Here is a 19,453-nt window from a genome sequence, read left to right on the forward strand (position 1 = left end):
GCTGACAGCCAAAGCCGTTGACGCGAGGGTGGTTCCGGCAAGTCGTCCGGGGCCACCCTCGGTTTTTGATGGGAGGTCCGTCCACCACCCGGAGTCGGGGGCGCGTGACGCTCCGTGAAGACCCTCCACGTGTGTCGTGGAACAGGGGGGAAAGGGGTGGCGCCGATGCGGGGAGACCTGCCAGGGTGCTCCATCCAGCGCGAGTCAAGGGGCGAAGTGGACCCGCCACGCCGCGCTGCCTGCTTTCGGGGCCGCTGCGTAAGTCCGCGTCAGGACTCGGCGCCGCGCCATCCCGCTACATGTGCGTAGCGGAATACTTGCCAAAGATCCGGACTTGCTGATGATTGCGGAGGTTGGAGGCTTGCGCGCTGCATCGCGCGACGCCTGCCGAAAGGACCGCCATGGACCAGTTCGATCAGAACAAGCAGGCCGCCAAGATTCGGGTCGTCGGGGCGGGTGGGGCCGGCTGCAACGCGGTCAACACGATGATTCTGTCCAAGCTGGACCGCGTGGACTTCATCGCCGCCAACACCGATATCCAGGCGTTGGCCGCCAGCAAGGCGCCCACGCGGCTGCAGCTGGGCCAGACGCTGACCAAGGGCCTGGGCGCCGGCGCCAACCCGGAGATGGGCCGCGAGGCCGCGCTGGAGTCGCGAGACCAGATTGCCGCGGTGCTCGAGGGCGCCGACATGGTCTTCGTCACGGCGGGCATGGGCGGCGGCACCGGCACGGGCGCGGCGCCCATCATCGCCGACATTGCCAAGAGCCTGGGTTGCCTCACGGTGGGCGTCGTCACCAAGCCCTTCCTCTTCGAGGGCAACAAGCGCCGCAAGCAGGCCGAGCAGGGCATCGTCGAGCTCAAGGCCGCGGTGGACACGCTCATCACCATTCCGAACCAGCGCCTGCTGTCGCTCTCCAACGAGCCGATGCCGCTCCTGGAGACCTTCAAGCGCGCCGATGAGGTGCTGCTGAATGCCGTGCAGGGCATCAGCGACCTCATCCAGTACCACGGCTACATCAACGTCGACTTCGCCGACGTGAAGACCATCATGAGCGACAAGGGCCTGGCGCTCATGGGCACCGGGCACTCGTCCGGCGACAAGCGCGCGCTCACCGCCATGCAGCAGGCCATCTCCAGCCCGCTGCTGGAGGACGTCTCCATCGACGGCGCCACGGGCCTGCTCATCAACATCACCGGCGGTCGGGACATGACGCTCCAGGAGGTCAACGAGGCGTTGACCCTGGTCCACGACGCGGCGGACAGCGAGGCGGAGATCATCTTCGGCTCGCTCATCGACGACCAGATTCAGGATGAGGTGAAGATCACCATCATCGCCACGGGCTTCGTCCACCGCGACGCGCCCAAGGTGCGCACGGTGACGCCGGTGGTGCAGGTTCCCCTGGCGCGGCCCGCGCAGCAGTCGGTGCTCATCCACAGCGTGCGCGAGGAAGTGGCCAGCCTGGTTCCCGCCAAGAGCGGCGCTTCCCGTCCGCTGGCGGCCGTGGACAACAACAAGTCCGTCAGCAACCGGACCGCCGTGGTGAAGGACTCCGCGCTCCCCCTGGACGAGGACCAGTTCGACATCCCCACCTTCCTGCGCCGCCAGGGGCAGACCGAGCTGCCGTAGCCGTCAGGCGACGCGGGGCTCAGCGGGCGGGCAACCGCGCCACGCTCGCCTCGTCACGCCCGGCCAGCTTGTCCGCGCGGGTGAAGAGGGTGTCCAGCTCTTCATACAGCGCGTCGATGCGCTCCTGCTTGCGGGGCGCCGGAATCACGCCGCCACCGGCCAGCTCCTCCAGCCGGGCACTGGCGCGCTGCAGCAACTGGAGCGCCTTGAGGAGCGACAGCCCTCGGCGCGTACCTTCCTGGGTGAAGAGCGTGCCGCTCTGCGTGAGGGCTTCGAGCGTGCCTCGGACGCTGCGGACGCGGTCCGACTGGCGGGTCCGGTAGAGGTCCAACCGACGCGCGCGGCGAGCGCCATGGAGGTCGACCACGCCAACGCCGGTGCCTGAGGAAGAGGTGGGCTTCACGGTGTGGCAAGGTACGTCATGCCTTTGTAGAGCCGCAAATTTACTGGACTGTAGGGACCTGTTGCACGCCTGCCCGCGCCCTTGTCAGGGAGGGGGGCGGGGGTTAGGTTCGCCGCCCTTCCGCACACGAGGGCACGCGCCATGTTCCAGAAGTTGCTCATCGCCAACCGGGGTGAAATCGCCCGTCGCATCGGCGCGGCGGCCCGGCAGATGGGGCTCAAGACGGTGGCCGTGTACTCGGACCCGGACGCGGAGCTGCCGTTCGTGAAGGAAGCGGACGAGGCCGTGCGCATCGGCCCCGCTCCGGCGAAGGACAGCTACCTGAGCATCCCCGCGATTCTCGAGGCCGCGAAGAAGACGGGCGCCCAGGCCGTGCACCCCGGCTACGGGTTTCTGTCCGAAAACGGAGAGTTCGCCCAGGCGTGCCAGGACGCGGGACTCATCTTCGTGGGTCCGCCGCCGGAGGCCATGGCGCGGATGAAGGACAAGAGCCAGGCGCGCAAGCTGGTGTCCGCGGCGGGCGTCCCGGTGGTGCCCGGCAGCGAGGGTCTGGTGCCGGACGTGGCCACCGCGCTGGCCGAGGCCGAGCGCATCGGCTACCCGGTGTTGTGCAAGGCCGCGGGCGGCGGCGGCGGCATCGGCATGGCGGCGGCGAACAACCCCGCCGAGCTGGAGAAGGTGTTCCGCCAGTGCACGGACCGGGCGAAGTCCGCCTTCGGCCGTGAGGGCGTGTACCTGGAGCGCTACTTCCCCGCGCCGCGCCACATCGAGGTGCAGATTCTGGGAGACCACCACGGCCACCTCATCCACTGCCTGGAGCGCGAGTGCTCCATCCAGCGGCGCCACCAGAAGGTGGTGGAGGAGGCGCCGTCCGTGCTGTTCGCGGACGGGAAGAACGCGGAGCTGGCCCAGACGCTCTTCACCGCGGCCGTGACAGCGGCCAAGACGTTCGGCTACGCCAACGCGGGCACGGTGGAGTTCCTGTACTCGGACGGACAGGTCTACTTCATCGAGATGAACGCGCGGCTCCAGGTGGAGCACCCGGTGACGGAGCTGACCACGGGGCTGGACCTCATCGGCTGGCAGCTGCGCATCGCCGCGGGCGAGCACCTCACGGTGAAGCAGGAGGACGTGAAGCGGCGCGGGGCGGCGCTGGAGTTCCGCATCTACGCGGAGGACCCGGTGAAGTTCTTCCCGTCACCGGGGCCGCTGAAGGTGTTCCAGCCTCCCACGGGCGAGGGCGTGCGCCTGGACGCGGGCTATGCCGAGGGCAACACCGTCACGCCGAACTACGACCCGCTCATCGCCAAGCTCATCATCTCCGGCGCCACGCGCGCGGAGGCGATTGAGCGCTCGGTGATGGCGCTGCAGTCCTTCCGCATCGAAGGCATCAAGACGAACATCCCGCTCCACCTGCGAATCGTTCAGGATGCGGCCTTCAAGGCCGGCGAGCTGGATACGCATTTCCTGGAGCATCACGCGAAGCCGGCGTAGTGGCAGGCTCCAACTTCATCACCCCTTTGGAGGAACGGACTTATGGCGGACGTTGCGGCGCATATCACCGGCACCGTGTGGAAGATCGAGGTGCAGGTCGGCCAGCAAGTCAAAGAGGGCGACACGCTGGTCATCCTCGAGTCCATGAAGATGGAGATGCCGGTGGAGACGACCGAGGCCGGCACCGTGAAGGAGATTCGGTGCAAGGAGGCTCAGTCCGTCAACGAGGGTGATGTCCTCGTGGTGCTCGGGTAGTCGTGGTGGAGCCCTCGGTGGAGGTGGAAGACCGCGAGGGCGGCGTACGGGTGTTGACGCTGTCCAACCCGGCCCGGCGCAACGCGCTGAATGACGCGATGCTGGCCCGGTTGGACGCGGCGCTGGAGCCCGCGCCACATGTGCGGGTGCTGCTGGTGCGGGGCGCGGGCGGTACCTTCTGCGCGGGCTATGACTTGACGCACCTGGGGCCACCGGGTGCGGACGGGCGCCTGCCGGATGACGCGCTGGTGGAGTGTCTGCTCAAGCTGGAGCACCACCCCGCGCCCAGCGTGGCGCTGGTGCAGGGGGCGGCCGTGGGCGCGGGCTTCGACCTGGCGGCCTCGTGCGACTTCCGGGTGGGCGCGCCGGACACCGTCTTCCTCATGCCCCCGGCGAAGCTGGGCATCGTCTACTCGCCGGAGGGCCTGGCGCGGGCGACGCGCCTGGTGGGCCTGTCCCGGGCGAAGCAGCTCTTCCTCACGGCGCGGAAGCTGGATGCGCGTGAGGCGCTGGACTGGGGACTGCTCGACGCGTGCGAGGACGACGCGGAGGCCCAGGCCTTCGCGCTGTGCGCGACGCTCGCGGGCCATGCACCGGGCGCGGTGTCGGGGATGAAGGAGTCCTTCGGGCTGCTGTCGCGGGCGCCACTGCGTGACGCGGAGCAGGCGAGGCTCAGAGCGCTTCGCGCGACGGCGTTTGGGAGCGAGGACGCGAAGGAAGGGCGTGCGGCCTTCCTGGAGAAGCGTCCGCCCCGCTTCACCGGCCGCTAGTCACGCGGCCGGCGAGGCGGTGTCGGGGCTTCAGGTGTCGCCGAACAGCTCGCCCATGCGCAGCTGCAGCGCCGAGGCAATCTTGTAGAGCGACGAGATGGACGCGGAGGACTCCGCGCGTTCAATCTGGGACAGCAGTGACACGGACAGGCCGGTGCGTCGCGCGAGCTGCTTGAGCGTGAGCTCCTGCGTCTTGCGCGCGTCGCGGATGGTGCGACCGATGGCGCGGTGCAGGTCCGCCTCCGGGTCCTGGGACAAGCCCTTCTTCTGGAGGGCGTTGCGGACCGCGGTGATGAACTGCTCCGGCTCCATGGGCTTCTTGACGTAGTCAGAAGCCTGGGCCTTGAGCGAAGCGACCGCCGTATCCACCGTGGGGTACGCGGTGGCGACGATGACGGCAACGTCCGTATCGTACTTGCGGATCAGCTCAAGCACCTCGGTCCCCGACATCTGCGGCATCATCATGTCGAGGATGACGAGGTGGAAGTCGGAACCTCGGAGGATCTCCACTGTCTGCGTGGGGTCCGTCGTGGTCACGACCTCGTAGCCTTCGCGGGTCAGCACCAGCTTGAGGTAGTCGCAGTTGTCCTGCTCGTCATCAACCACCAGGATGCGAATCTGCACAGCGTCTCCTCGCTGCAGGTGAACTTCGTCGAGCTGGGGCTCGGGGAGGGGGCGAGCACGCGCAGCCGATGGGGGGATGGTTCTCCTCCCTGGTTTTACTGCTTTCTGCCGTCGTAGTCTTTCAGTTGTGACTCGACGCCCTTGCGATAGGGATGGTCGGCCGGTGCGAGTTCCAGGAACCTCCGGTAGTGCTTCGCGCCGTCGTCAATCTCGTCGAGCCGGGCTTTGGCGATGCCCAGCATGAGATGGCAGTCGGGGTTCTCTCCATCCAGCTTGGCGCATTGGTCCGCGACGGCGAGCGCCTCTCGGTACTTCTGCTTCTTGATGAGCGCGCCAGCACGCGCCACGAGCTGACCGGTCTGCTCGTTGAGCGCGTCCGCGGCGTTGGCGACAGGCGGGGGCTCTTCCTTCCCGGCGGCCGGCACCGCCGCCGGAGGAGGCTTCGCCCTGGCCGCTTCGAGCTCCTTCAGCTTCGCATCGTACTGGGCCTTCAGCGACGTATACCGCGCGGTATAGAGCTTGGTCTTCGCGCTGGCTTCGAGCGGCGCCTTCGCCTCATCGGGCCTGTTCGCATCCAGCGCCTGCTTGGCCTTGTTGAGTTCGGTCTCGACGACCTCTTCGACGGCCACGTCGTCCAGGAGCGTCTTCGCGTCGCGGGGGTACTTTCCGTCCGCGCCGCGGGTCTTCTCCAGCTCGGCCCGGGCGCCCTTGAAGTCCAGGGCTTCGAACGCCTTGCGCGCCGCGGCCATGAGCTCTTCGGTCGTCGGCTTCACCGGCTCGGGCGGGGTCTCCGGTGGGGCCGTCGTCCCGGTCTGCGCCGTTGGCGGAACCCGGGTGTCCTCGGGCGGCTTCACGGGAGGGGCGGGCGGAGGCTCCACGGGCTGGGTCGGCTGAGCGACCACCGGGTCCTGGATGGGCTGATTGCCCGTGCCCTGCTTGGACATCCAGAACGCGACGCCACCACCGCCCAGGAGCAGGGCGATGAGCCCGGCCACCAGCGGCATCTTCGACATGCCGCCTTCGCTGGCGGGAGCGTCCTCGCCGTCGCCGGCATCCCCCGCGCCCATGAAGCGCAGCTTCACGTGACCCAGCTCGACGATGTCGCCGCTGTTCAGGGTGGCCTGGGCGTAGCTCTCGCCGTTGACGGTCATCCCGTTCGCCGACTGCATGTCGATGACGCGCCACTCACCCGTCGCCTCGCGCACCAGCTTGGCGTGGGTGCGTGACAGCGAACGATGGTCCAACGTGATGTCGTTGTCGTCCGTGCGACCGATGCGCAGCTCGGTCCGGATGCACGCGAACTCCTGGCCCCGCAGCTCGTCCGGGGTCAGCACCACCAGCCGGGGCGCATCCTTTGTATCGATGTCCTCCAACTTCCGGGGCCGGTCGGCCTCGACATGATCCAACCGGATGATGGAGGTCGAGTTCCGCCGCTTGTCCGCGGAGGCTTGGGATGGGGGCGTGTGGTCGTGCTCGTCGCCGTCTCCAGGTGCCTCCTCCTCACTCTCCGAGCGGTCAGGCTCCTCGGGCTCGGCTTCCTGCCGGCGTGTGGGTACCTTGGTGGTGATGGGGCCAACGGCATTCGCGGCGCCCTCGGCCTGGAGTGCCAGGTCGTAGTCGCCAATCTGGATCAGATCGCCCTCACTGAGTGGCGACTGACCAGCGATGCGCTCTCCGTTGATCCGGGTGCCATTATAGCTACCCAGATCCTCCACCACGACATGGCCGTTCAACCGCACCAGTCGTGCGTGACGACGAGACACGTTACGTTCGGTCAGGCGGATGGTGTTTCCCTCCTGACGTCCGATGGTGATCTCGTCGCGCACGAAGGGAACAACGGTCTTGCGCCCCTCGTCGTCTTCGATGATGAGCTTCAGCACGGGTCCGATCCGCGTACAGTCATAGCAGAACGGCCTTTCAACGCACAAGTCATGCATCCCCCTCAAATGACAGGGCTTTCTCCCCAGGAGGCGGGGCAGCCGGGTCTGTTGTCCATCGGTCAATCGGCCGGCCAAGGGAGCGCTCGTCCGATTCCCTGGGTCACCCTGGCCCTCGCGGGGCTCCTGGTGGCTGTCCACGGGGTCCTCGTTGCCCTGGGTCCCGTCGACGTGGACGCGCTGGTGCGTTGGGGCGCGAAGGCGGGGCCGCTGGTGCTCGAGGCGGGGCAGGTCTGGCGGCTCTTGTCGGCCAACCTGCTTCACCGGGATGCGCTGCACCTGGCGCTCAATGTCACCGTGCTGGTGGCGGCGGGGACGGCGCTCGAAAGAGCCTGTCGCCGTCGTGACTATGTCGCGCTGCTCATCGCCACCGGACTGACCACGATGGCGAGTTCACTCGCCTGGTCGGGCGCGGTGAGCGTGGGTGCCTCCGGGCTCGTCTATGGATGCATGGGCGCGCTGCTGGTGCTGGGCCGGCGTCACCGCTCGCGCCCGGGTTTCCGCGTGCGGTGGCTCTCCGGGGAAAGCGCGCTTCCAACGGTGCTCGTGTTTCTCTGGATGGGTTGGACCTCCGTGGGCGTGGACAACGCGGGGCACCTGGGTGGACTGGTGGCCGGGTTGCTGGCGGGAGCGTTCCTGGATCCACGCGATTCCGAGCGGGCCTCTCGGACGAGTCTGGCGAGGCCGCTGGCAGGGGTGCTCGCGGCGCTGTTCGTGGCGGGCGGGGTGGTGATGGAGCGCTCGGGCTGGCGCGTGGAGCGGGACGACGGGTTCGGCGTCGCGGTGGCGATGCCCGAAGGCTGGCGGGGCGAGGTGGACGGGCAGGGACGGAGGACCTTCTCCAATGGATTGCCCGGACTGGGGCGCGCCACGTTCTCCGCGGAGGCCATCGAGGCGGGCGAGCCCGTGGATGGTCTGGCGCAGGCCCGGCACTTCCACGCTGAGACGCTGCCCTTGGGCGCGCCCGGACCCGAGGGGCGGACGTTGTCGGTGCAAGGGCCGTCGCGGACGCTGGTGGGAGGACGTGTCGCGCAGCGGCTGCGCGCGGAGCTCGAAGGGCCCGATGGAGGGCGCCACCTGCTCGCCTTCTTCGTGCCTCGGGGAGAGTGGGTCTACCGCCTCGTCTTCACCTGGCCCGCGCGGTGGCCCGCGTATCAGGAGGTCGTGGGCCGGATGGTGGCGGAGCTGCGCTTCGACGAACCCTCGGTGCTGCGCGAGGCGCGAGGGCGGGCGCTGCTGTCGCCCGGAGCGCCTGGACCTCAGCGGGAGCTGGGCGCGGTGTTGCGGCGGCTGGGGTTGTCGCGGGAGGCCGTCACTCCGCTCGCGGAGGCGGTGCGTTTGTCACCCTCGCACGTGGGCGCTCGGGTGGAGTTCGCACGCGCGCTGCTCGATGCCGGTCGCGTGGAGGAGGGGTGTCATGCGGCGGACGAGGCCCAGGTCTATGGCCCCTCGGACACGGGGGCGCTGGAGGCGGGCGTACGGTGCGAGCTGGCCCGGGGCGCGCTTCCCCGGGCGTTGGAGCGACTGGAAGAGGCGCGACGCGTGGACCCACAGGATGCGCGTCTGCGGGCCGCCGAAGCCGCGCTGAGGACGGTGCTGGAAGCGTCTCCGTCCTCGATTCCCCGAGAGACCTCGAGTCCAACGCCGCGCTGACGCGTTGGCTCCGAGGCCTCCTTCGGGAAGCCGTGGGCTCTGCCCGGCCTCAGTCCTCGTCCTTGAGCAGGAAGTCGTTGTTGATGACCTTGAACGACAGCCTGCCGCCCAGCGTGGGCGAGTGCCGCTCGACGAGCGGGCGGATGACGATGCCCTCCTTGCGGTTCTTCGTGCCCGGGTAGAGGCCCTGGGCGAGCCGCAGGTAGTGCTCCAGTCCCTGGTCGAACGTCCGCGCGGCCTCGCCCGTGACGACGTGCTCCACCGGCACCGTGCGCAGCCCGTGCCGCGCGCAGAACGAGACGAAGTCCGCATGGCCCAGGAACTGTCCCGTCCGGGTGTCATGAACGCTGAAGACGAACAGGTCCACCTCGGCGAGTCCCAGGCGGTTCTTCTGGATGCCGGGGCCACACAGCTCCCCCTGGATGGCGAAGCCCGGAGGCAATGTGGTGTCCAGCGAGTACCGCTTCGCCACGGTCCACGCCCGGTTCGTTCCGGGTCGCAGAGACCAGTTCCGGGAGCATGCCACCAGCGGGCCGTCGAGCGGCTTGAAGAACGTCGCGGAAGTCCCATCCAGCTTCGTCGTCACGAAGAAGTCGTGGCCTCGAAGCTCGTCCAGGACGCCGAGCGCCGACTGCAGGCGGATTTCATCCGTCCTCGGCACCTCGCCCGGGAAGGGCCCGGCCACGTCGCTGCCCTCGGGCGGTGCCGGCTCGTACTTCACGACCCCCAGGCTGTCGCGCACGTCCGTGCCCTCGGGGGGCACCGTGCCCTCCAGGATGGACGTGGGCAGCGCGAGCCCCTGGGACAGCACGCCCCGCAGTCGCGCGGTCTTCACGCGAAAGCTCCGGGCCCTGAGGAACTCCGCCCAGGGCGCGCCCTCCGGAAGCTGGCTGTCGATTTCGAAGAAGACGCACGCGTCACCGGGGGCGAACTCGCCCTTCCTCACCACCACGTCCCAGCCCATCACCCGTGCCTTCAGGATGTTGTCGGCTCCAGGGATGGCCTCCAGGTGGTCGATGCGCTGAATCGAGACGAGCTTTCTCTCCATGACGGGACCTCCCTCCTCGCCACCGGCGAGAGCCGGGGCTCCCGAGCGACGCCCTGGAAGGCTCCGGCTGACGGTGCCTCGATATCAGGAATCCCTGGGCTTCGGGCACGGCGGACTCACCACCGCGCGCTGAAGGCTCGCACCACGATGCCCGCGCCGAGCGTCCACTCGTCACGGCGCGAGAGGCCCGCGTCACCCACGACGTAGCCGCCAGAGAGCCGCAGCGCCACGGGTTGGTCCGCCACGGCGAGGAACACGCGCTCCAGGGAGGCATCGGCGCGGGCGCGGAAGTCCGTTCCACCTTCGAGGCCAAGGGTCCACCCCGCGAGCCCCGAAGCACGCAGGGCCCACAGTCCATCTTCGCTCTCCAGGCCCAGGTCGAACATGAGCGAGGTGAAGGGAGACAGCGCGTGCTCGGTGGTGTCGCCAGCGCGGCGCAGCGTGTGGCTCGCCACCGGGCCGAAGCCGAGCCAGGCGCGCCCGGTCTCCGAGCGCAGCGGGTCGACAAGGAGCCCCATGCGCCCCGTCTCCAGCGTCCACCCCGGACCTTCCCACTCGCGCCGCTCCAGGTGCGCCGCGCGCAGCGCCACCGTCACGTCGAACGGGAAGGGGATGCGCACCGGGCGCGCGGTGGGAATCAGGATGAAGCCTTCTTCCAGGTGGCGACGCAGCAGTCCGTCATAGGCGGTGAAGCCCCAGCCTCGCCGCTCGCCATCCCAGAGGTCCACGCCCAGGAGTCGGTGGTTGGTGAACCAGGGCGTGCCCTTGCTGCGGCTGGTGCGCCCGGTGCGGATGCGCACGCTCGAGTGCAGCGTCAGCGCCCCCACGCCGTCGCGCACCGTCGCGCCCGTGCCCACCACCCAGCCATCCCCGGGGTCGAAGCAGGTGGGAAACGGCTCGCCCCGCGAGTCCGTGGGGAGACACGGGTCCGGTGACGGAGGGCCCGCGCCTGGCGCAGAGGCCAGAAGCAATGCGAGTCCAAGCGCGAGCACGTTCAATCCCGGGCCTTTTCGGCGATGGGCGCGGAGCGGCGCGCGGGGGCCCACAGCGAGAAGCGCAGGCCCGCCGAGGCGGACCACTCCCAGCGCTCCGGCAGGAAGGCGATGTCGTTGCGCCACACCCCGCGCGCGTCCGCCACCAGGCTCAGCGGCTGGTCGTTGATGGCCAGCAGGATGAGCTCGTAACCGGCGGAGAGCCTGAGCCGCTCGGGCCTGAGCGGACGACCCTCCACGGCGCGCGACAGGAGCACCTTCTCCGCCTCCACGCCGAAGCGCAGGTGGTGGAACCCATCCCGGTCCAACGTCAGGTTGCCTTCGAGCGCCGCGCCGGGCACCAACGTGCTGATGCCGTTCTCGTAGTCGCGCTCCGCGGAGGGACCCGCGCGCACGCGCACGTAGGACACCAGGTCTCGCGAATGCCACAGGTCCAGGGTGGCGTGCAGGGTGCCCCAGGTGAGGAACCCACCCCGGGCCTCGCCGCGCTCCAGGTCCTCCACGCGCAGCGTCTCCAGCCACACGCCCAGGTTGATGCTGACGTCGTACCGTCGCGGCTCACCGAAGAAGGTCGTTATCCGGAAGAGCGGCTCATCGCGCTCGACGCTGAAGTCGTAGCGCAGCAGCGAGAAGTCGATGGAGGGCTCGCCGAGCGACAGCTCCGTCTCCAGGAAGTGCAGCCGGTGCAGCCGCTTGCGCGCGGCCAGCTCCAGCGCGATGCCGAAGTCCAGGCGCACGCGGTCCTCGCGCGCCTCGTCGCCGGGCCACAGCGGGCTCCAGGCGCCGCCCAGCCAGACGCGCCGGTGCAGGTCGAAGTTGAACTGCATCACCCGACCGCGCTCGTCGCGATACCAGCCCGGCGGCGCGTCCGCGATGGAGGGCTCCAGCCGGTACGTGCGCAGCTCCTCGTTCGGGACGGGCGCGGCCTCCTCGGGGACGCAGGGACGCACCCGCTCCAGGAAGCGCTCCGTCTCCTGGCCGTCGACATCCAGCTCGCGGCGCGGGGTGATGAGACAGCGACGCTGCTCGTGACTGCACTGCGCGCGCCACTGGCCGGAGGGCACGTTCGGCGTCGGCGGCAGCTCCAGGCACAGCGCGGGCCGCTCCGAGTCCTGGAAGGGCAGCGGCACGGCGGGCGGCTGGATGATGGGTGGCGCGACCTCGGCGGGGGCGACCTCAACGGGGGTAACCTCAGCGGGCGGGCCACCCTCCACCTGCCCCAGGAGCAGGGCACAACCCAACGTCACCGCGGACACGAGCATGGAGCCTCCAAATCTGGACGGGGGCGGGCAATACAAGGCCCGTGCCCCCGCTCGCCCGGCGGGCTCCCTCCATGTGGGCCTCCCACCTTCGTGCAGGCTCCTGCACAATGGCGCGCACGCTGCCTCACGGTGTGCCTCCGGCGGAGGTCGACCGGCGAGGGTGGCGGGGATATAAGGCCGCGTCCTGCCCGTGGTGCGCAGGCAACCGCCCGAAACGACTCAAGGAGCCCTTCACCCGTGGCGAGCGACGGCGAACAGCAGGAACAGCAGCAAGAGCAGACCTTCGCCGAGGCCATTCTCGGCAAGGAGACCTTCTCGGCGCGGTGGATGCAGCGGTGGCTCGCGCTCTCCGCCACCACCCGGGTGGTGTTTTCCACGGCCCTCTTCGCGGGCCTGCTCTTCATCCCCTACCTGGGCGCGGTGGGTTTGTGGGACTGCTGGGAGACCCACTACGGCGAAGTGGCGCGGATGATGATCGTCCGCCGCGACTACCTGTATCCCTTCTGGGAGAACGCCTGGTTCTTCTCCAAGCCGCCGCTGACCATGTGGATGCAGGCGCTGGGCATGCAGGTGGTGGGCACGGTGCGCTCGGGAGGCCAGCTCGGGCTGTACACCGAGTGGGGCATGCGCGTGCCCTTCGTGGCGCTGAGCATCACCGCCGTGACGCTCCTGTCCCTGGCCGTGTCGCGCGTGGTGAACCGCCGCGCGGGCCTGGCCACCGGCTTCGTGCTGGCCACCATGCCGCTGTACTTCCTGCTCACCCGGCAGACGGTGACGGACACGCCGTTCGTCACCACGTTCGTCTGCGCGATGGCGTGCGCGCTCATCGGCCAGCTCGATGACACGACGAAGCACCGCGCCGCCTGGTGGTACGGCTTCTATTTCTTCGCGGGCCTGTCCACGCTGGCCAAGGGCCTGTTGGGCGTGGGTCTGCCCGCCGTCATCCTCGTGCTCTACGCGGCGCTGGCCGTCATGCCCTGGGACGGGCCGAGCCTCGATGCGCACCTGCGCTGGCTGACGGACGGAGGCTTCCGCAAGGACGTCCGAGAGGGCCGCCAGCCCATGCCGGTGCTGTGGGCGCAGATGCACAAGATGCACCTGGGCACGGGCATCCTCGTGTTCTTCGCGGTGGCCGCGCCCTGGTACGTGGTGATGTCCCTCTTCAAGAGCGTGGACGACGAGGGCAAGCTCTTCTGGTACCGCTTCTTCGTTCACGACCACCTCAACCGCCTCACCGCGGGCGTGCACACCACCACGCCGGGTGGCACGTTCATCTACTTCATCGAGCAGGGGGGCTTCGGCATCTTCCCCTGGGTGGCCCTGCTGCCCGGCGCCTTCGCCATCATCGCGAAGCTGAAGCTGCGCTCGGAGAAGAAGGCGGACCACCTGGCCATCATCGCCGTGGTGTGGGTGGCCTTCTCCTTCTGGCTCCTGGCCTCCAGCGCCACCAAGTTCCACCACTACGTCTTCCCCGTCCTGCCCGGCCTCGCGGTCCTCATCGCGCTCTTCATCGACCGGCTCTGGGAAGAGGGCATCTCCGCGCACGCGGTGAGCCTCATCTTCGGCCTGGTCCTCTTCGTCCTCGTCGGCAAGGACCTGGCGGAGAACCCGAAGAACTTCACCGACCTGTTCGTCTACAACTACGACCGGCCCTATCCGCAGGACCTGGTCACCAAGCCCATCGCGTTCTTCTCCCGCGCGCTCTGGACGGGCGACCTCGTCACGCTGGTGCTGCTCGCCTTCGGCGTCTACCTGTCGTTCGAGGCGTTCTCGCCCAAGACGCGTGAGAAGGTGACGCCGGGCTCGCGCGCGGTGGCGCTGCTCATGCTCCTGGGTGGCGCGGCCACGCTGGCCGCGGTGGCGTCCGGCGCGAAGGTGTCCGCGACGGGGCTGGTGGGCGTGGCGGTGGCGGTGGTGGGCGGCTTCCTCGGGTGGCAGTCGCTGCGCCCGAAGACGGAAGGTCGCGCGTCGCTCCAGGCCCTGGCCGCGGTGCTGGCGCTGGCGGGTGTGGTGCTGGCGGTGCGCGGCTTCAAGAATCCCGCGGGTGAGGACTCGCTGCTGCGCTCGCTGTCGGAGCCCGTCAACATCAAGGGTGCGCTGGGCTTCGTCTTCGCGGTGGCGGGCGCCATGGCCGTCGTGGCGACGCTGATGCGGGCGCGGGTGATGTTGTTCGGCACCTTCTGGGTGCTGGCCGCCGGCTTCGCCCTCTGGTTCAACTGGAACCACTGGGTGGACCTGTCCCATCACTGGACGCAGCGAGACCTCTTCTGGCGCTACTACTCGCAGCGGCAGGAAGGCGAGCCCATCGTCGCGTACCTGATGAACTGGCGCGGCGAGACGCTCTACTCCAGCAACACCGTGGAGCAGTACCGCAGCGGTGACTACAACGCGAAGCTGCGCTCGCTCGTCGCGCGGCCCGGACGCGAGTGGGTGCTCGCCGAGCAGAAGATGCTCTCCTCGCTGCGCAGCGCGGTGGGCGCGGACAAGGTCGTCACCCCGGTCGACAAGGACATCAACAACAAGTTCGTCCTGGTGACCATCGATTGAGCGGCATCGACGTCCGGGGTCTGGGCAAGCGCTTCGGCGAACGCGTCGCCGTGGAGGGGCTCACCTTCCACGTGCGGCCCGGTGAGGTGTTTGGCCTGTTGGGGCCCAACGGCGCCGGGAAGACGACGACGGTGCGCATGCTCACCGGTCTGTTGACCCCCAGCGAGGGCGAGGCCGTGGTGTGGGGCCACCGCGCGGACCGCGACGGCGAGGGGCTGCGCAAGGTGGTGGGGCTGCTCACCGAACAGCCCGGTCTCTACGAGCGGCTCACCGCCCGGGAGAACCTGCGCTTCTTCATGAAGCTGCACGAGCTGGACGAGTCCAAGGCGTGGCCGCGCACGCAGCACTACCTGGAGCGCTTCGGACTGGGAGGCCGCGAGGAGGAGCCGGTGGGTGGCTTCTCCAAGGGCATGCGCCAGAAGCTCGCCATCGTCCGCACCCTCGTGCATGACCCGCGCGTCATCTTCCTGGACGAGCCCACCAGCGGCCTGGACCCGGAGTCCGCGCGCACGGTGCGCGACGCTGTCGCGGAGCTGGCATCGGAGGGACGCACGATTGTCCTCTGCTCGCACAACCTCTCGGAGGTGGAGCGGCTGTGCGAGCGCGTCGCGGTGGTGAAGCGGCGGCTGCTCCTGATGGGGCCGGTGCGGGAGCTGCGGCGCTCGGGGCAGTCGCTGGACGTGCGGGTGGACGGTGAGGCGGAGCGCTTCCGCAACGCGCTGACGTCGCTGCCCTTCGCGCCCAACGTGCTGGCCGAGGGCATGCGGCTGCGCGTCATGCTGGAGGACGAGGCCCACGCGCCGGACGTGCTGGCGTGCCTGGTGGGCGCGGGCGCGCGCGTGCACAGCGCGGTGCCGGCGCAGCGTCCCCTGGAAGAGGTGTACCTGGACCTGCTTCGCGAAGAGGGCGCTTGAGCCATGGCATTCCGTCCCCGTCGAGCCCTGGCCGTGTTCTGGAAGGACTTCCTGGACCTGCGCAAGAACGTGGGGCTGCTCGTCTCCATGGCGGTGCTGCCGGCCGTCATGGTGCTGGTGCCCATCGTCGTCGTGTGGACGTACGTCAACACGCCCAACAGGGCCGACCTGCGCAGCGTGGCCCAGTTCTATGACCCCACGCTGCCCTTGGGCGCGAGCGCGGCGCGCTTCCTCATCGACAAGACGCTCACCGACTGGTTCGGGCTGTTCCTCGTCATGCCCGTCTTCGTCCCCATCCTCATCGCGTCCCAGAGCGTCGCGGGCGAGAAGGAGCGGCGCACGCTGGAGCCGCTGCTCGCCTCGCCGGTGACGGCCGCGGAGCTGGTGGCGGGCAAGAGCCTGGCGGCGCTGGTGCCCGCGGTGGTGATTACCTGGGTGGCCTTCATCATCTTCTGCGTGGGCGTGGACATCGTCGCGTGGCCGATGGTGCAGGGGCCCCTGATGCCCAACGCCCTGTGGACCTTCGGCGTGCTGGTGATTGCCCCGCTGTTCGCCTTCTTCGGCAACGGCGTCGCGGTGCTCATCTCCGCGCGGGTGAGCGAGGCCCGCATGGCACAGCAGATTTCGGCCCTGGTCGTCCTGCCGCTCGTCGGCATGGTGGGCGGGCAGGTGGCCGGCGTCCTGAAGGCCGGGCTGGGCTTCTACGCGCTCCAGGGCGCGGTGGTGCTGGTCCTGGACGTGGTGCTCCTCTTCGCCAGCATCCGCCTGCTGGACCGCGAGCGCCTGGTCAGCCGCTGGGGCTGAAGTCTCCCCGGGAGGCCTCCCACCCGTTCACCGGCGGCCATCCTAGGGCCGCCTGGCGGGCGAGCGGCTAGGCAATCGCCAGTGAAACTGGCATCTTCCAGGGAGGGCTGCCGGGCGGAAAGCGGGCGCGCTTTCGTCACGGACGCCATGTTCTTAGAGAGGGTCGGGTGGGGGCGCGGATTTGCCGGCCGCCATGGCGGCCACGGAGGCGCTGACTAGCAATGGGTATCTTCGACACCATCAAGGGTGAGGCGAAGCGCAACTTCATCGCTCGCGCGGACACGGCGAAGGGGGAGATCATCTACAAGTATCCGGAGAACAACATCCGGATGCTCACCCAGCTGACCGTCGACGCCGATGAGGTCGCCCTCTTCGTCAAGGACGGCAAGGTCGAGGGCAAGCTGGGGCCCGGCCGTCACCAGCTCGACTCGAACAACATCCCGTTCCTGTCCGCGCTCGTGGAGAAGTTCACGGGTGGCAACCTCTTCGTCACCGAGGTCTTCTTCGTCTCCGTCCGCGAGTTCGCGGGCGTGAAGTTCGGCGGGCCCATTGGCGACGTTCGGGACCCGGAGACGGGCCTGGGCATCGGCACCATGGTGTACGGCGACTTCTCCATCCGCGTGACGGACCCGGAGAAGCTCGTGGTGGGCCTGGTGGGCATGGGCCGCTCCAGCAACGAGGAGCTGCTGGGCTGGTTCAAGAACCAGGTGCTCAAGGTGACGCGAGATCGCATCGCCGAGCTGCTGGTGAAGAAGCGCTGGCCGCTGCTCGACGTGACGAGCGGTGCGTACACCGAGGAAATCGAGACCGAGGTCATCAGCGGCCTGAAGCCCCACGTGGACGGCTACGGCCTCACCGTGGTGCGGATGGGCAACTTCCACGTCAGCATCAAGGAGGAGGACGAGGGGACGCTGAAGAAGCTCTCCAAGGACGTCGCCTACTCCCGGCTGGCCGGTGGCTTCCAGCAGTACGCGCAGGGCCAGGCGATGCTGGGCGCGGCCGAGGGCATGGCCAAGGGCGGTGACGGCAGCGGCTCCGGCAACGCGCTGGGCGGCATGGGCATGGGCATGGGCTTCGGAATGGCCCAGCAGTTCATGAACCAGCAGGGCCAGCAGCAGCGCCCCCAGGAGCCCGCGCAGCAGGCGGCTCCCGCCGACACGCGCAGCCCCGCGCAGCGCCTGAAGGAAATCAAGGAGCTGAAGGACGCCGGCGTCCTCTCCGACGAGGAGTACAACGCCAAGCGCGCGGAGCTGATGAAGCTCCTGTAGTCCGCTCGGGAGGAAGTCCTCCCCGGCACACCGTCAGGGCCTCCGTCCCCATGTGGGCGGAGGCCCTTCGTGTTTCTAGCGGCCGTCGCCGGTGCCCGCCTTGGGCGGAAGCGTGGGGCCCTGCTGCGTCCCCTGCGGCGCGGTGAACTCCTCCAGGCCCGGAGGCGGCGCGGGCTGGGTGAAGCCCTCCAGGCCGGGCGCCGCGGGGAGGATGCTGTCCTCCACGCCCTCCAGGTTCAGCCGGATGGGCACCTGGAGCGTGGTGCCCAGGCGCAACAGCAGCACGTCGGGTTCGATGCCCTTCTCGCCAATGGCCTCGGCCACCTCGCGCGAGGACAGCCCGTTGCCCTTCGCCCACAGCGCCTTGAGGAACTCACCCGACTGCGGCGCGTGCCACCACGCGGGACCGAAGCGCGCCTTGAGCTGCGCCTGGAGCTGGCCCGCGAGGAACCACGCGCGGAAGCTGTCCGCGGACTGGAAGAAGTCCTCCTGGTCCACCAGGTAGCGCGCGGTGTCCTCATCCGTCATCGGGATGTCGTCGGTGCGCGACATGACCTGGCGGTACAGCTCCTTCGGGTCCACCTCCACGCGCCGGTGCAGCTCCAACTGGTACAGGAGCCGGCCCGCGGCGTGGCGGATGAGGTACAGCTTGTGCGCGCTGGAGGTCGCCAGGTACTGCGAGCGCTGGTCTCCACTGACGCCCGCGTGCTCCTCCAGCCACACCGGGTCCTCCAGCAGGTCCTCGAAGAGCGACGAGTACGCCTCGCCCACCGTGGGGTTGCCCAGCCGCGCCAGCTCGAAGCGCGTCTCCTTGGTGAATGCCGAGTGCAGCGCGTGCCCGAACTCATGCAGCACGCGCGCTTGATGCAACACGCCCGAGCCCGGCTTGAAGGACAGCCGCACATCGTCCGGCACGCGCACCGCCAACGCCAGCGGCCGGGTGTTCTTGCGCGGCAACTCCCGCGCGTCGATTTGAACGTTCTTCAGCTCGGCCAGGTCCAGGCCCATCCCCGACAATGTGCCGTGCGCCTTGAGCAGGGACTCCCCTTTCGGGAAGGCGTCCTCCACCTCGCGCGAGCGGAACAGCCGGGGGATGTCCGCGCGGGTGATGTCCTTGAAGGGCACTCCCAGCTCACGCTGCGCGAGCCGCTCCATCACCAACCGGTACGGCGCCTGCGTGGCCTGGAGGATTTCCTCCGCCAGCACGCTCAACTTGCCCAGGTCCGCCTGCCGCAGCTCGCTGCCGAAGGCCTCGTACGAGGGGAAGCCCAGCTCCTTCACCAGCTCCTCGGCGCGCTCCTCCTTGCGGCGCAGCGTCTGGTTGAGTCGCTCCAGCGGAGGCGTCGCCGCCGTGTACAGCGCCTTGCGCCGCGCCGCGCTCCGCTCGTTGGCGAGCAGTCGCTCCAAATCCCGGTAGCGCAGCTCCTTGCCGTCGACGGTGAAGGTGAGTGACGCCTCCAGGTTGGCGGACGCGTCGTTGTACTCGGCCAGCGCGTGCGACAGGTACTCGCCGGCGAAGTGCGAGTGCAACGCGGTGAGGGCGCGCACCTCGCGCGGGTCCTGCGTGAGTTGCCGCAGCCGGTCCACCTTGCGGATGTTGTCGAGCGTGAAGAGGTCCTCCTGCCCCGCGTACGTCCCGGAGACGTCCACGTGGCGGCCCTCCGTCCAGAACACCCAGACGAGCCGGTGCTGCGCCTCCAGCAACGTCTCCGCTCGCGAGGCCAGCGCGCGCACATCCGTCGTCAGGCGCTGCTCCTCCGTGGGAGGCTGCCGGGAGTCGGCGGGGGGCCCCTTGGGGCAGGCGCTGAGGCAGAGGGCAACAGCGAGGAGGAGGGGAATCCTTGGGTGCATGTC

At 69.2% G+C, this 19,453-nt stretch carries 16 protein-coding genes; 9 read left to right on the plus strand and 7 right to left on the minus strand.

From position 1 onward, the window contains the following. Nucleotides 1-401 precede the first annotated feature (401 nt). Entirely contained in the window at nt 402-1,628 is a 1,227-nt protein-coding gene (ftsZ, locus tag HUA75_RS03315; protein ID WP_141648353.1) for a cell division protein FtsZ, read from the plus strand. A gap of 19 nt (nt 1,629-1,647) precedes the next feature. On the opposite strand, the gene HUA75_RS03320 is transcribed toward ftsZ, so the two are convergent. Next, on the minus strand, nt 1,648-2,031 hold the full coding sequence (locus HUA75_RS03320; RefSeq protein WP_246137771.1) for a hypothetical protein: 384 nt from the start codon (nt 2,029-2,031) through the stop codon (nt 1,648-1,650). A gap of 141 nt (nt 2,032-2,172) precedes the next feature. Between HUA75_RS03320 and HUA75_RS03325 the strand changes: the two genes are divergently transcribed. The 3 genes from HUA75_RS03325 to HUA75_RS03335 are packed head-to-tail and all read left to right on the plus strand — an operon-like array spanning nt 2,173 to nt 4,550. Then, nucleotides 2,173-3,525 (plus strand): acetyl/propionyl/methylcrotonyl-CoA carboxylase subunit alpha, encoded by a 1,353-nt coding sequence (locus HUA75_RS03325; RefSeq protein WP_174485503.1) that lies wholly within the window; start codon nt 2,173-2,175, stop codon nt 3,523-3,525. A 42-nt stretch (nt 3,526-3,567) separates the two neighbouring features. Then, a complete protein-coding gene (locus HUA75_RS03330; RefSeq protein ID WP_141648351.1) occupies nt 3,568-3,780 on the plus strand; it encodes a biotin/lipoyl-binding carrier protein in 213 nt (70 codons plus the stop codon). Between the two features lie 5 nt (nt 3,781-3,785). Continuing rightward, nucleotides 3,786-4,550, plus strand: coding sequence for an enoyl-CoA hydratase-related protein (locus tag HUA75_RS03335; RefSeq protein WP_174485902.1), 765 nt, complete (start codon nt 3,786-3,788; stop codon nt 4,548-4,550). 30 nt (nt 4,551-4,580) lie between these two features. Here HUA75_RS03335 and HUA75_RS03340 read toward each other — a convergent pair whose 3' ends face one another. Both HUA75_RS03340 and HUA75_RS03345 read right to left on the minus strand, forming a co-directional pair. Then, the gene (locus HUA75_RS03340; protein ID WP_141648350.1) at nt 4,581-5,174 is read right to left on the minus strand and encodes a response regulator; all 594 of its coding nucleotides are present in this window, start codon (nt 5,172-5,174) and stop codon (nt 4,581-4,583) included. Between the two features lie 95 nt (nt 5,175-5,269). Beyond that, nucleotides 5,270-7,054: an FHA domain-containing protein gene (locus HUA75_RS03345; RefSeq protein WP_371746045.1), complete on the minus strand. Its 1,785-nt coding sequence runs from the start codon at nt 7,052-7,054 to the stop codon at nt 5,270-5,272. Between the two features lie 186 nt (nt 7,055-7,240). On the opposite strand from HUA75_RS03345, the gene HUA75_RS03350 reads away from it, so the two are divergent. Continuing rightward, nucleotides 7,241-8,764, plus strand: coding sequence for a rhomboid family intramembrane serine protease (locus HUA75_RS03350; RefSeq protein WP_371746046.1), 1,524 nt, complete (start codon nt 7,241-7,243; stop codon nt 8,762-8,764). Nucleotides 8,765-8,813: 49 nt separating this feature from the next. On the opposite strand, the gene HUA75_RS03355 is transcribed toward HUA75_RS03350, so the two are convergent. From HUA75_RS03355 to HUA75_RS03365, 3 genes are all read right to left on the minus strand, one after another. Further along, entirely contained in the window at nt 8,814-9,812 is a 999-nt protein-coding gene (locus HUA75_RS03355; protein ID WP_174485506.1) for an RNA ligase family protein, read from the minus strand. A gap of 116 nt (nt 9,813-9,928) precedes the next feature. Further along, entirely contained in the window at nt 9,929-10,783 is an 855-nt protein-coding gene (locus HUA75_RS03360; RefSeq protein ID WP_254627351.1) for a hypothetical protein, read from the minus strand. Between the two features lie 23 nt (nt 10,784-10,806). After that, the gene (locus HUA75_RS03365; protein ID WP_174465911.1) at nt 10,807-12,066 is read right to left on the minus strand and encodes a hypothetical protein; all 1,260 of its coding nucleotides are present in this window, start codon (nt 12,064-12,066) and stop codon (nt 10,807-10,809) included. 237 nt (nt 12,067-12,303) lie between these two features. Between HUA75_RS03365 and HUA75_RS03370 the strand changes: the two genes are divergently transcribed. The 4 genes from HUA75_RS03370 (at nt 12,304) to HUA75_RS03385 (ending at nt 17,599) form a co-directional block, all read left to right on the plus strand. Next, nucleotides 12,304-14,613 carry a glycosyltransferase family 39 protein gene (locus tag HUA75_RS03370; protein WP_141645502.1) on the plus strand — a complete coding sequence of 770 codons (2,310 nt, stop codon included), beginning with the start codon at nt 12,304-12,306 and terminating at the stop codon, nt 14,611-14,613. Continuing rightward, nucleotides 14,610-15,527, plus strand: a complete 918-nt coding sequence (locus tag HUA75_RS03375; protein WP_141645501.1) for an ABC transporter ATP-binding protein — start codon at nt 14,610-14,612, stop codon at nt 15,525-15,527. Before HUA75_RS03370 ends, HUA75_RS03375 begins: the two co-directional genes overlap by 4 nt. A 3-nt stretch (nt 15,528-15,530) precedes the next feature. Further along, a complete protein-coding gene (locus HUA75_RS03380) occupies nt 15,531-16,331 on the plus strand; it encodes an ABC transporter permease subunit (RefSeq protein WP_141645500.1) in 801 nt (266 codons plus the stop codon). Between the two features lie 221 nt (nt 16,332-16,552). Then, complete coding sequence (locus tag HUA75_RS03385) at nt 16,553-17,599, plus strand: SPFH domain-containing protein (RefSeq protein WP_141645499.1); 1,047 nt, start codon at nt 16,553-16,555, stop codon at nt 17,597-17,599. 75 nt (nt 17,600-17,674) lie between these two features. On the opposite strand, the gene HUA75_RS03390 is transcribed toward HUA75_RS03385, so the two are convergent. Next, a complete protein-coding gene (locus tag HUA75_RS03390; RefSeq protein WP_174485507.1) occupies nt 17,675-19,450 on the minus strand; it encodes a chromosome segregation protein SMC in 1,776 nt (591 codons plus the stop codon). Between the last annotated feature and the right edge of the window lie 3 nt (nt 19,451-19,453).

It is taken from the genome of Myxococcus sp. CA040A (assembly GCF_013336725.1).
Taxonomy (GTDB): Bacteria; Myxococcota; Myxococcia; order Myxococcales; family Myxococcaceae; genus Myxococcus; species Myxococcus llanfairpwllgwyngyllgogerychwyrndrobwllllantysiliogogogochensis.

Excerpts from the sequence above, each read along its gene's own strand:
- ftsZ (WP_141648353.1), top strand. The coding sequence starts at position 402 with ATGGACCAGTTCGATCAGAACAAGCAGGCCGCCAAGATTCGGGTCGTC.
- HUA75_RS03325 (WP_174485503.1), top strand. The coding sequence starts at position 2,173 with ATGTTCCAGAAGTTGCTCATCGCCAACCGGGGTGAAATCGCCCGTCGC.
- HUA75_RS03330 (WP_141648351.1), top strand. The coding sequence starts at position 3,568 with ATGGCGGACGTTGCGGCGCATATCACCGGCACCGTGTGGAAGATCGAG.
- HUA75_RS03355 (WP_174485506.1), bottom strand. The coding sequence starts at position 9,812 with ATGGAGAGAAAGCTCGTCTCGATTCAGCGCATCGACCACCTGGAGGCC.
- HUA75_RS03365 (WP_174465911.1), bottom strand. The coding sequence starts at position 12,066 with ATGCTCGTGTCCGCGGTGACGTTGGGTTGTGCCCTGCTCCTGGGGCAG.
- HUA75_RS03380 (WP_141645500.1), top strand. The coding sequence starts at position 15,531 with ATGGCATTCCGTCCCCGTCGAGCCCTGGCCGTGTTCTGGAAGGACTTC.
- HUA75_RS03385 (WP_141645499.1), top strand. The coding sequence starts at position 16,553 with ATGGGTATCTTCGACACCATCAAGGGTGAGGCGAAGCGCAACTTCATC.
- HUA75_RS03390 (WP_174485507.1), bottom strand. The coding sequence starts at position 19,450 with ATGCACCCAAGGATTCCCCTCCTCCTCGCTGTTGCCCTCTGCCTCAGC.